Origin of the sequence: Butyrivibrio sp. AD3002, assembly GCF_000420905.1 — a bacterium.
GTDB lineage: Bacteria > Bacillota > Clostridia > Lachnospirales > Lachnospiraceae > Butyrivibrio.
Map to the genome: position 1 here is coordinate 27,582 of NZ_ATVV01000016.1, position 13,132 is coordinate 40,713.

Genomic DNA, 13,132 nt, shown 5'->3' on the forward strand with positions numbered 1-13,132 from the left:
GCCACCTTCCCCCAAAGGGGAAGGCTTCATCTTTTGTGCCTTCCCCTTGGGGGGAAGGTGCCCGAAGGGCGGATGAGGGGAAGGCTTTATTCTGTAGGATAATCCGGCTCCTTCTCGACGCTTTCAAATCCTACTCTTATTTCTTCGCACAGTTCTGTAGCTGAGTCTGCACCTGCATAGATTCTGAAGAGTCCGTCCTCTAAGCAGTACTTACCCTGATTGTTCCAGAAGCCCATATGCTTCTTTAAAAGTTTTACCTCTACAGTTTTTTCCTCGCCTGAAGCCAGCGTGGCCTTTTCAAAACACTTAAGCTCCTTAACGGGTCTTACTATTGATGCTGCGACATCCTGCATATAAAATTGAACAGTCTCGGTGCCTTCTCTGTCACCGGTGTTTTTAACCTTAACAGAGATTTTGAGTGCATCGTTGTCCTCGGTTACTGCAAGGTCTGAATACTCGAAGCTTGTGTAGGAAAGTCCGTATCCAAACGGATAGAGCGCGGTGAACGGTGCATCGAGATATCTCGAGGTGAACTTGAAGTTGCCCGCAGGTCTTCCCGTGTTTGGATGATTGTAGTAGATCGGGCACTGTCCCGTAACTGCAGGGAATGAAGATGAGAGTCTTCCCTCAGGATTCTTTTTTCCCGAAAGAATATGTGCTATTGCATTACCCATCTGAATTCCAAGATGCCAGCCCTCAAGGATTGCAGTAACATTTTCTGCTTCCCACTGAAGGGCAAGCGGTCTTCCGTTCATAAGAACCAGAACCACCGGCTTTCCGGAAGCAATGAGCTTTTGCAGAAGCTCTCTTTGTTTTCCGGGCAGTGTGATGTCCGCTCTTGAGGAAGCTTCGCCTGACATAGCAACAGTTTCTCCGAGAACCGCAACGATCACATCGCCGTTATCGCAGGCAGCCTTGACTTCATCATCATTTATATCACCCTCGGGACCACCGCAGGGATAGTAATTTACATTTGAAAATTCCTGCTTCATTCCATCTAAAATAGAAACGCAGTCCTTTTCCTTCCAGCTTATTGCCCAGGCTCCAACTACTTCAGACCTGTTGTCGGCAAGACTTCCTACAAGACTGATTTTAGTGTCCTTTTTAAGGGGCAGTAAACCACCTTCATTTTTCAAAAGGACTGCTGACTTCTCTGCTGATGCAAGAGCAAGTGCTTTGTGCTCTTCCGGAATCTCTTCGTATCTCTTCATCACCTCTTCGGACACATAGGGATGATCAAAGAGACCAAGCCACATCTTTACGGACAGAACTCTGCGGCAGGCATCGTCTATAGCATCCATTGAAACCTTGCCTTCCTCTACGGACTTCTCAAGGTTCTGAATATATATTTCCGTTCCCATGTCCATGTCGAGTCCGGCATTTGCTGACTTTTCGCCTGCATCCTTCTCGTCCTCGGCGATGCCGTGAACCACACATTCTTTTATTGCATTGGCATCACTTACGACAAATCCCGGAAGTCCCATGTTGTCCTTAAGGATGTCACGGAGCGCCCACTTATTCACAGTGCTGGGAACACCATTCAAATCGTTGAAGGACGCCATAGCTGTCTGCGCGCCTTCCTCCACTGCTGCCCTGAAGGGCACGAGATAATTGTTATATAAAATGTGGTTAGCCATGCTTACGGTGTTGTAGTCCTTGCCGGCCTCTGCCGCTCCGTATCCCACAAAGTGTTTAAGACATGCTGCCACGTAGTTTTCATTTTCAGAGTGGTCATTCTGAAGTCCTCTCACCTTCGCCCTTGCAAAGCATGAGCCAAGATACGGGTCTTCTCCCGGTCCCTCGGATACTCTTCCCCATCTTGCATCCCTTGCAACATCGAGCATAGGCGCAAAGTGCCAGGCAACGCCTGAGCATCTGGATTCCTTAGCCGCCATCGCAGCAGTTTTCTCCATAAGCTCTGTGTCAAAGGAGCCTGCCTCCGCTATTGCAATCGGATAAACCGATCTGAATCCGTGAATTACATCAAGTCCGAAGATAAGCGGAATTCCGAGTCGTGTCTCCTCCACCGCAATTTTCTGAAGTTCGTTGCACTTCTCGGGATCCTGCACCATGAGTGATCCCACTTTTCCTTCTCTGATTGCATCCTCATGGTAGTCGGTCTTTGCGGTTTTCATGATGTTTTCAAACTCTTCTTTCGAGAGTCTTCCGTCAGTCATCATCTCGATGAGCTGTTCAAAAGGCACATCAAAGCCTCCCACAATCGAAACGGACTCCTGATTCATCTGTCCGATCTTTTCAGTTAATGTCATTTTTGAGAGCAACTCTTCCACCCTATTTGTCTGCTCTTTTGTTAATGCTATACCCATTTTTACCCTCTCTTATTATGCCTTTTTTTATCTGCCTGTATATTCAGCGTAGTCAAACTTTGCAACGTTATCGGATTCACTTCCGTTACCGGATGCAAACATTCCCAGCATGGTTCCGACCATGCCGCCAACCTCTTCGGGGTTTATCTTCTTTCCGTCTGCATGTGCGTAGAACTCTTCCAGGTTATCCGCAGTCTGTCCCATGTAGAAAGTGTAGTCCTGTCCCTTTGCTTCAAGCCTTAGAATTACAGGTCCGTCAAATTCCACCTCGCATTCCTTTAAGATAGTCTCAGTTGACTCGCTCTCATATCCGGGCATGAAAGGAAGTCCCTTCTGCTTTGTAGTCACGAGTACAAGTGCAATAATCTGTTTTCCGTCCTTGCTTTTTTTCTCGAAGCGGTACTGGTGATTGCACTGCTGCATTATCACCATGCCTGCGCTTTCACTTGTCCCTTCATTTGTGCCTGCCTTGAAGTCCATGCTGATTTCGAATGAAAAGTCTATGTGTCTCTGTCTTCTGCCTACAAAGGCTACGTTCTCATCCTTTTCGGTTTTCGGTGCAAAGCTCACAGGCTGAAGCTTTCTTGTCATACCTCTCTTAAGGCACTTAAGCTGTAATGCGCTGTCTTCTATTTTGTAGTAGTCCTCCGAAGGTGTTCCCCAGAAGCTCCAATCTATGCCAAGTGTTTTTCCATCAAAATCATCTCTGTCTGTGGATATTTCATCCCCATCCTCACACCACGGAAGATCCGGATCCGCAGGATAGCTCAGCTCAACTTTTCCTGTCTCCTTACTGAAAACCGGCCATCCTCTCTGCCATTCCACCGGACAGATGAAGGACTCGCGTCCCATGTTCATGTGCTGGCCTTCGATTATTCTGACACCAAGCATAACGGCGTACCATTTTCCCTGAGGTGTCTCCACAAGATCTGCATGGCCGACATTTTCAATAGGATAATCCCAGCCGAGATGTCTGTGTGTGAGTACCGGATTCGCAGGATTTCCCTCATACCATCCGTCTATGGTCTGGCTTCTTGCAATCATTACGGAATGGTTGTGCTCTGTCCCTCCCTCAGCAATCATCAGATAGTAGTAATCGCCCACATGGTATATGTGCGGAGCTTCAGGCGCCCAGGCTCCTCTCATCGCACTGTTCCAGATTTTCTTTCTCTCGCCGCATACCTTGAAATTCTCAATATCATAAGGTGTTAAATAGAAAGCTCTGTTGTTATCCTGCTCTTTATCCTCACCGGGGCTAACCAGATAACACTTGTCATCGTCGTCGAAGAATATGGAGCAGTCAATATCCTGAATGTCTGTAATGTAATGAGGCTGTGACCACGGTCCCTTGGGATCCTTCGCTGTTACTATAAAGTTGCCCTTATCCCCAAAGTTACAATTTATAATATAGAATGTTCCCTTGTGATAGCGTATTGTAGGTGCCATAACTCCGCCGGAAAACAGGTTGGCGTCAGTATAGAAGCCGTTCTCCGGTGTCATTGCATAGCCTATTTGCTTCCAGTGCGCAAGGTCCTTACTGTGAAAAATCGGTATTCCCGGGCACAGCTCGAAGCTTGAATTTGCTATATAAAAATCATCTCCCACTCTGCATATGGAAGGGTCCGGATAAAATCCCGGAATTATAGGATTTCTGATTAAATGCTCCATAGTAACTACTCCCATCAAATATTAGGTATCTTTGAAAGCTTCTCATCCATCTCGTCAAACTTATCAACATCGATATTTCTTTCAGCGAGAAGATCTCTCATCTTCATTTTTCCAAGGACTCCCATCATCATGTCGTCAAAGGTGAGATCAGGTGCAAAGGGAGGTATCTCCTTTCGCATTCTGTCGATAGTGTCAGAGAGCACTTTAACGGCCTCGGGATTACCAAAGATTCTCTGAAGTGTGCAGTCAAGTGAGAGCCACTGTTCACCGTCGTCTGTCACATGCGCCTTGCATACAGGCTTTACAATACCGGTCTCATCAAAATCCCCAAGAACATCGCGGAGCCAACCGATACTGTCATCAACCCAGTTCTTTGCTCTCTCGGTGATAAGCACATTCTTAAATACCAAACTTGAATCGCAGGTTGAAAAGCCGTGCGGACCATAGTCATAGACATGGCACTCGAAGGAAGTGTTGTACTTATTCAGCGCACTCATCATGTCGATAGTATTCTGGATCGGCACCACATTGTCAGTCCTTGTTGCAAACAAGAAGCAGGGACAGGTCTTCTCATCAACAGCATCCACAATTGAAGGACCGTCTGTAATCTCATGTGCAGTATCTTCTCTTAAAACTGCATATCCAAGAATTGCTGCTGCGGGACGGTTCTTTGACATTGTCGCTGCTGCGCCCGCGAGGTGTCCGCCTGCTGAAAAGCCGATAACCGCAATCTTATCTGTCATTACGTTCCACTCATCAGCTTTTTCCTTGATATAATCCATAGCCTGATCGTAGTCATTCAAAGGATTGGGCCAAGCTGAATCCTCCTTAACAGAATATCTCAAAATAAAGGCATCATATCCAGCCTTGAGATACGGAAGTGCCACCGGATCTGCTTCCCTGTCGGAGCAGAACATATAGCCGCCGCCGGGGATTACAAATACTGCAGGGCGCTTGGTCACTCCTCTGAATTCTCCGCCTACATCCTGGATCATTGCGGTTAAAGTTACGTTTCTTTCTTTATTAAGTGTTATTGTTTCTATTTTCATAATGATTCCTTTTATTATGTCGGAAAGTAAGTAAAAAGCGCCGGCATGTCTTTTCACATACCGGCGCGATTACATACCAAAATCGTTACCATTAGTTTTTTGAAAAATTACTTGTTCTTTCTTGCATCAAGCTCAGCGTAGATCTGCTTCATCTTCTTAGGTGTAAGATCATAGAAGAGAACAGAGATACCTGAAAGTGCGATTACTGCTGCAGGGAAGAGGTTAACAAGTGCGTTGATACCAACCTTAACTGCTTCAGTCTGCTCTGCATTGGGAACATAACCGATAGCTGAAAGAAGTGATACTGTTACAACACCTGTAACTGCTGTAGCAAGCTTAACTGAGAAGCTTACAAGTGAGAATGTAAGACCAACCTCACGTACGCCATACTTCCAGTCGCCATACTCGATAGAGTCGCACATCATACCGGGTGCAATGTTTGCGTTAGCCATTGTAAGACCGATAACTGCTGAAACTGCAAGAATGAATGCCATGTTGTTTACAGGTACAAGGAAGAGCAATACAAGTGCTGCAACCTGGATGAATGTTGTAAGAAGCATGTAGCCCTTCTTAGAGAATGTCTTTGTTCCCCAAGGAAGTGTCAGGTTACCAAGAAGCTGGCAAACTGTCATTGTTGTGAAGATAGGTGAAATCATCATCGGGTTTCCAATTACATAGATTACATAGAATGTAAGCATTGACATACGAGCCATACATCCCATAGCACCTGAGAATGTAGAGAAAACTGTGATCATGATGTTCTTGTTCTTAATAACATAAGGAAGAGCTTCCTTGATAGGTGTAGGCTTTACGTTCTCTTCCTTCGGAACTGCAACTTCCTTACACTTCCATGCGCAAAGGAGGCAAACAGGGATAAGAAGCAGTGAGAAAAGAACTGTTGTCTTGAAATAACCCTGAACTGTAGGCGTTGCGCTGTGGCCGAAGTAAAGGATAAGAGGCATTGCAACAGCTGAAAGAATCATGCTGATAGCACCTGAACCGATACCTCTGCAAGAAGCATAGTCCATACGAACCTGTGAATCTCTTGCGATAAAGTTTACAAGTCCCTGGTAAGGGATGCAAAGTGCTGTGTAAGCCATACCTGCGCCGATGTAGCAGATCAGGCATACAAGAACTTTCATAGCGCCCTGAAGCGGGAATACTGTAAATGTCAGTATGTTAAAGATTGCCAGGAAAATAGGTGAGAACATGATGTAAGGACGGAACTTACCGAAGCGTGTCTTTGTCTTATCACATATAGCACCCATCATAGGATCGTTGATAGCATCCCACACACGAGCTATTACGAAGATCAGTGATATAGCTGATGCTGATAATCCAACGATATCTGTGTAGAAAATTGTGAGGTAGGTATTGATCATATACCATGAAAGCTGGCAGCCAACCTCACCCATTGCGTAGAAACCACCGGTGACCCAGTTAGTCTTTTCTTTTTTTTCATTATTCGAAGCATTGTTTACCGGTGTTAACACCCTCTCATCAGATGCCTCTGTCGTAGCATGATTTACCATTTTGTCGTTTCCTCCCAAGTCATGGGATGTAAATTTCGATCCCATACCTTTATACCTTCCTAAAAATATAGTATTGCGTTAAAAGTTTTTTCTTTGCCTAACCCTTAAGGACGGGTTAAACACGTGCACGTTTGTTATGTATATACTTTATCTTTTATATGCAATTCTCTCTTGCTATACATTCCACGATTTACTGCAAACGTTTCATATTTTGGGCCAAAAAATAAGAGTGATGCAACAAATGATAAACATCGTTGCATCACCCTTTTAATCCATTGAAAAGATATGAATCATGCACACTTCGTGCGGCTCAAGGCTTGCATTAACCAAAATCGAATGATCCGAATCCTCAAGCTCCGCCTTCTCCAAAGTGAGCTTCGGGACGCTTATTGACTCAAGGTATTTCACATCGCTCCTTGTAAGTCTTGTCTCATACTGGAACTTCTGCCACTCATCAAGTATGCTTCCATGATTTCTGTTAAGAATGCGCCTTTTTATATACCAGTTACCGGTACCCTGCAAATGCCTGATGGTTACTGAAAGCTCCAGCGCCTGTCCTACCGTATATGATCCGGAACCCATCCTTTCAAGTGGCACCTCCTCCGGTCCGAGGAAATATCCCGCAGAAAACCAGGAATCATTGAAAAGCAGCATCCTTATACTGCCGCTATCTGTTTTCGTAATAATGTAATGATCACCGTGTGCCAAAAGCTTGTGTCCCAGCGCATTCAGAAAATCAAAGGAATAATAAGCAGGTTTCAGAATTCTGTCAGTGGATATAAGTCCGATACTTCCGTTTAAAAGTCCGGTGGTATCCATATAATTACTGATCCAGTCCGTAGAGCTCATTATTGAAAGCGCATCAACATGTCCGAGAAGCTTCTCAGCTCTGCCCGCTATATATGAAGCTCTGAAGCAGCTGTCATTTACATAGTTTCTGTTAGAAATAGAAATATTCCACTCGGTTATGAAAAGCTTGCTGTCCGATAATCCGGACTGTTCCATCAACTCTCTTATCTGGCGTACCTGCCGCAGTTCATTCTCAGGATCCTTGCATACACGTCTGTCATAGTTCCCTTCGTCATCAACTGAATTCACATAGGGGAACAGCAGGAAGGACACAAAATCCGGCGTCTCATCCTTTGCAACGAGACTCAAATACAGTGATCGAAGCTGCTCCCAGTCATTCTCAACCGTTCCACCGAAACCGCCGACCATTGCATCCGGTATCTTCCTTTTAACAGTCTTATACAGAAAATCGTATGCCTCTTGTACGGAATAGGAATCCCCCTGCCATAATCTGATATTGTCCTCCTGAAGAATCGGTATGGTAGATAGCTCGAAAATCCAATCAGATACTTCCTTAAGTCCGTATCTGTCGACTATATGATTGAAGAATTCCGAAACGGCTGTCTCCCAGGCCTTCCTGGACACAAAAGGAATATAGTCGTCCATTTTATATATCTCACCCGTGGACATAGCCGCCATATCAGGCTTTCTGCCAAGGCTGAGAAATACTTTGATGTGATGTCTTACAAGGAAGTCAAGCGCAATATCCACCATGTTAAAGTTGCAGGCTTTCCTTCCGCTGCCATCCGTTATCATCAGTTTTGTTGAAAAAAGTGTCCAGATACGAGCCATATCAAAATGGAGCTTGTCATGCAGATATTCAGTGTGATACTGCATGTTTGCACGTGTAAGATCATTGACACTTCCTATATTAAGCATGCGGTTCCAGATTTTTTCATAATCCTCACCGTCATTTTCGGATAAATCCACCGAAATGCTGTCAGACACTCCGACGCTTCCGTGAATAGCAACGTTGTTCTCAAGCTTTTCCCTGATCTCAACGTCAATTTTCTTCTTCTCATCCTCCTCTTTCTTCGCATCCTCGCTGTGAAGCTCACGGTACTGTGAAGGAGACATATTCATCTCTTTTCTGAAGGCGCGGTTGAAGGATGAAGAGTTGGTAAAACCGCAGGACAACGCTATCTGCGTCATGTTCTGATCGGTTGATGACAGCAAAAGAAGTGACTGCTGAAGCCTTAATCTTGTTACATAATCAGCAAAGTATACGCCGGTATTTTTCTTGAAAATTCTGGAAAGCGTTGATGCGGATACATACATGCTCTCCGCAAGCTCGGTGAGGTTAACTTCCTGATCCAGATTGCCGATGATATACTGCATCATCTGCTGCATACGCACATCGTTGTCAGGATTACCCTGCGCCTCATTGAGGTTCTGTGTCTGATAGTTCTCTATAAGAGTATCAAGAATCAGGTACAGGTTGCTGTCAATACGGCAGTCCGACTGGCGCGATCCGTAGAGATACTCCTCCGTCATATGGTAAAAAATGTTTCTTAAATCCTCGTAGGACTTACTCTTATCAGCCACCGAGTTGCAGTAAAAGAGCACATTTTTGCCCTTCATTACACTTCCGATCATCTTCATGGAAAAAAGAGCACGTCCCACAATAGACTCGCCCACATCTCCAAAACTGTACTCAACGCCGGGATTAATCATGACAACATCACCCTCGTTAAGGACGAAGCTATCCTCAAGCACGTTGACGGTAACGCTTCCCTCAATTGCAAAAAGAAGCGTCAGGCTCATAATAATGTGTTTTTCATTCTTTTCCGGTCTTACTATTTCATAAGAGCATGTATCAAAATTCATAGAAACATCCTTTTTTTATTTATTGGTGAATATTAATTGTAACATTTTGAAGATTTTTACGCAAAAAACGCCCCGATAAAGCTTACTGTAAGCTCTATCGAAGCGCTCAAAATATTACAGATTAAACAATAAGAAGACGTCTCTCATTTACGTGATGACCGAACTCGGGCATGTAAACCATGGGCTCCTTGTCGGGATCAAGTCCGTCCTGGATGATGGGCGGCATATAAGATGATGTCCAGCAGAAACCATACTTGAGGTCGTGATAACCCTGTGCAAGGCCGCCTTCCTTCTTAACCTTCAGAACAGCGGGAACTGTTGTCATCCAATGTGTATGGAAGTCTGAAGCCATCTCTTCGTTTGTGAAATCCTCACCCTTGATGTTCCAGGTGATGTTTTCCTTCTCGATCTTCTCACCGTCAACGAAAAGTGTGCCGGGACGAAGCTGTGAAAGGAAAATTCCTCTGTAATAGGGCAGTCTTACCTTGAACTGGAAGCCTGTAACATTGCCCTCTGCGTCTTTTATATTTCTGAATCCAACTGACTGGATTACCTGTTTCTCCATTGTATTTCTCTCCTTCTCTGCAAATCGGTATTAGTCACCAAGCACATCCTTAAGTAAGATGTGGTGTTTTCTGAGTGTCTGGCCTACTTCGTAGCCATCGTCATACTTGTCAGCACCTTCATACTCACTAAGGAGATATCCTTCGTAGCCGTTTTCTGCCATTACCTTGATAACCTCGCGGTAAGGAATTGTTGTCTCCTCAAAGTCATCACTCATGTTGATGAACTTAGCGTGGCAGCAGTAAATGTAAGGAAGAAGCGGGATGATATCCTCAGGCTTGTTGGGTGTGAAGTTGGGATCTACCCACTCACCGGGCTTGAACTCTGTACGGAAAACAGAGAAGTCAATGTTAAGTCCGAAGTTCTTGGTTCCTGTCTCCTTTATGAAATCAACGAAATCTGTCACAAGCTTGCCCTTCAGATTGGAAGGTGTGTGAATCTCAGGGCACATCTGGATTCCGAGTTCCTCAGCAAGCGGAAGTGCTCCCTTGATGATCTCTCTCCAGTTATCAACAGGCTCAAGAAGGTCGTTGATAACGGGCATCTTGGTTCTCATAACTGTAAAACCAAGGCGGTGTGCGAGACGGATGTCTCTCTTAAGCATCTCAACAGACTCTTCTGTTGTAAGATCTCTGTCACCGAGAACGTGGCTGTCGATCCAGTTACCATATTCAACAGGAACGATCTCATACTTCTCGCAGAGATGATGCCATTTCTCAACCCACTCATCTGTGGGATAAGGATAGTTTTCGATATGTGTATTTGCAAGAATCTCAATACCATGAGCTCCCATGTCATAGAGATCTTCGAAGCAGTCTTCAAGTGTTTTGGTAAGGCCAAACTCTGCTGAATAGCTGTAAAGAGCTACGCCGCGCTTGGGGCCTTTTTTGTTATACTGATACATTTTGAATATTCCTTTCTTTAATGTTATATCCCCTCATCCGGCACTTCGTGCCACCTTCTCCCTTGGGGAGAAGGCTTAAGGTGTTTTTTATTCGGGCTTGTACTCGTCGAAGTCGTATGTGATTACGCCGAAGTCTGTCTTCTGCTCACGAAGAGCGATGGACTTGGACATCTTCTTGATCTCTTCAGCTGTTACGCTGCGGCCAAGTTCATTTGAAAGCATAACACCCTCTGACAGGAATGCTGTCTGCATTGCGATATAGGGTGAGTCAATTCTTGTCTCATCTGTAAGATCTCCGCGGAGGTATGAATACCACTGAAGCTGGTTGTCGTTGTACATAGCCATCTCAGGGTGAAGAGCGAGCTCCTGCATACCTGTAACGTCGTCGATTGCACACTCAAGCTTTGTATCAAAGAGGCGACCCTTTTCATCAACACCGAAGTACTGAAGTCTGGGCTTCTGAAGAGCACCGCCGCCTACAATCTGTCCGCCTTCCGGAACAGCCATGGGGCCACCTGTCTGGTCAACGTCTGTAAACTTAAGTCCGCCGAGTGAACCAGCGATGAAGCTTGTTCCGATCTCATCCATATGGATAGCCCAGTCTTCATAGATATCCATTGAAAGGCCGTTCTTGAAGCGAGCGATTGCAACTGAAAGATCTTCAACAGGTGTGTGGCAGTCTACTGCATCGTCGATTGCCTTATCTCTCCAGTAATCACAGGTTGTTGTGCCGTATACGCTTTCGAGCTCAGGCATGCCCATTACATAGAGCATCTGTGCGATGTGATATATACCAAGGTCGAAAAGAGGTCCGTGTACGCCTACGTTAGGATCTACAAAATCACGGCTGAAGAAAGGCATATCATAGCCGGGACGTCCCTGACGTCTGTGTCCAACTGATCTGCAATGGTAAATCTTACCAAGCTTTCCGTCAGCGATCATTTCCTTTGCAATTCTTGTCTGAGGGTTGTAGATTGAGCTGATCTGGATAGCGAGCTTCTTACCATACTTCTTCTGTGCATCGTAGAGAATCTTTGCATCAGCATAGCTTGCTGACATGGGCTTCTCTGAATAGCAGTCAAAGCCTGCTGCCATAACAGCTGTTGCAACAGATGTGTGAAGGTTGTTGTGTACACAAACTTCTACTTCATCGATGTCGTCTCTCTTAAGCATTTCTCTGAAATCCTGGTAGAGGCAATCCTCTGAAAGGCCATACTTTTTGCCCCAAGCCATAAGCTTGTCCTTGTCAATTTCAGCAGCAGCTACTACGCGAAGATTCTGTCCTCTCTTGTTGAGGTTCTCGATAACTGTCATGTGACGGTGTGAAATCATTCCGCAACCGATGATTGCAATTCTTAATTCCTTAGGTGTGTTCATTGTTTTCCTCCCTTATTTAAATGGAAATTGTTTTTTCCGTGAATGTACTGTTTATTGTTTTATATAATTCGATTTACCATCCGAAGATCCTGAGGTACTCGCGGCTTCTTCTTGCACACTCAAGTACGTCTGCATCGTAGTGCTCATCCTGCTCAACGATTACCCATTTTGCATTAGCCTTAACTGATGCCTCGAGAACGGGCTCCCAGATCATCTGGCCGAATCCAACGGGGCGGAATCCGAAGTATCCTGTATCTCCCTCTGACTCCTCTTCCTCGATTCCGATGAGCTTGTACATGTTCTTAACTTCACCCTTCTTGATGTAGTCCTTAAGGTGTACGATCGGGATTCTGTTTGAATACTTCTCGATGAACTCAGGTGCCTGACCTGTTGCAACATCGCACCAGCAGGTGTCAAGCTCGCACATGAGGTTGTCGTGGTCAATTGCCTCGAACATTGCATCGTATCCGTATCTTCCATCAGGAAGCTTTACAAACTCGAAGTCGTGATTGTGATAAAGGAATGTCATTCCTGCATCATGGATTTTCTTTCCTACTTCATTAAGAAGGGGAAGGAACTTTTCAAATCCTTCGGGATTAACCGGTCTGTACTCCTCAGCCATGTAAGGCATTACAAGGTACTGAACTCCGATCTCCTTGTAGTCTGCGATGACCTTATCAAGATCATCCATCATGTCTGCGAATGCAACGTGTGCACTTACAGGGGTAAGGCCAACCTCTTTAAGAGTCTCTCTTACGAAAGCGGGCTCAAGTCCGTAAAGGCCAGCCAGCTCAACGCCGTCATAACCGAACTCCTTGATCTTTGTCATTACGTTCTTGAAGTTCTCAGGTGTGTTCTCCAGAAGATCACGAAGACCGTATACCTGGATTGCAACAGGAAGTTTGCTCATTTTTATATCCTCTCTTTTCTTATAAAATACTCTCCCGGTACCGCCTCGATGCGGTATCTTATGTGTTACATGCAAGGCTTTGTTCCTTGCGTTTTTGTTATCTTATGGTCTATATATTATCGTTT

9 protein-coding genes are annotated in these 13,132 nt (G+C 45.1%); all 9 read right to left on the reverse strand.

What is annotated here, in order from left to right; translation table 11 throughout:
* Positions 1 to 86: 86 nt before the first annotated feature.
* Positions 87 to 2,327 carry a glycoside hydrolase family 3 N-terminal domain-containing protein gene (locus G596_RS22015; RefSeq protein WP_022762108.1) on the reverse strand — a complete coding sequence of 747 codons (2,241 nt, stop codon included), beginning with the start codon at positions 2,325 to 2,327 and terminating at the stop codon, positions 87 to 89.
* 27 nt (positions 2,328 to 2,354) lie between these two features.
* Positions 2,355 to 3,995 (reverse strand): glycoside hydrolase family 43 protein, encoded by a 1,641-nt coding sequence (locus tag G596_RS0112110; RefSeq protein ID WP_026671309.1) that lies wholly within the window; start codon positions 3,993 to 3,995, stop codon positions 2,355 to 2,357.
* A 14-nt stretch (positions 3,996 to 4,009) separates the two neighbouring features.
* Entirely contained in the window at positions 4,010 to 5,044 is a 1,035-nt protein-coding gene (locus tag G596_RS23875; protein WP_022762110.1) for an alpha/beta hydrolase, read from the reverse strand.
* Positions 5,045 to 5,151: 107 nt separating this feature from the next.
* Positions 5,152 to 6,576 (reverse strand): MFS transporter, encoded by a 1,425-nt coding sequence (locus tag G596_RS0112120; RefSeq protein WP_022762111.1) that lies wholly within the window; start codon positions 6,574 to 6,576, stop codon positions 5,152 to 5,154.
* Positions 6,577 to 6,843: 267 nt separating this feature from the next.
* Positions 6,844 to 9,252 (reverse strand): GH39 family glycosyl hydrolase, encoded by a 2,409-nt coding sequence (locus G596_RS0112125; protein ID WP_022762112.1) that lies wholly within the window; start codon positions 9,250 to 9,252, stop codon positions 6,844 to 6,846.
* 121 nt (positions 9,253 to 9,373) lie between these two features.
* Positions 9,374 to 9,817: a C-glycoside deglycosidase beta subunit domain-containing protein gene (locus tag G596_RS0112130; protein WP_022762113.1), complete on the reverse strand. Its 444-nt coding sequence runs from the start codon at positions 9,815 to 9,817 to the stop codon at positions 9,374 to 9,376.
* Positions 9,818 to 9,847: 30 nt separating this feature from the next.
* Positions 9,848 to 10,720 (reverse strand): sugar phosphate isomerase/epimerase family protein, encoded by an 873-nt coding sequence (locus G596_RS0112135; protein ID WP_022762114.1) that lies wholly within the window; start codon positions 10,718 to 10,720, stop codon positions 9,848 to 9,850.
* Between the two features lie 87 nt (positions 10,721 to 10,807).
* On the reverse strand, positions 10,808 to 12,097 hold the full coding sequence (locus G596_RS0112140) for a Gfo/Idh/MocA family protein (RefSeq protein ID WP_022762115.1): 1,290 nt from the start codon (positions 12,095 to 12,097) through the stop codon (positions 10,808 to 10,810).
* Between the two features lie 73 nt (positions 12,098 to 12,170).
* Complete coding sequence (locus tag G596_RS0112145) at positions 12,171 to 13,007, reverse strand: sugar phosphate isomerase/epimerase family protein (protein ID WP_022762116.1); 837 nt, start codon at positions 13,005 to 13,007, stop codon at positions 12,171 to 12,173.
* Between the last annotated feature and the right edge of the window lie 125 nt (positions 13,008 to 13,132).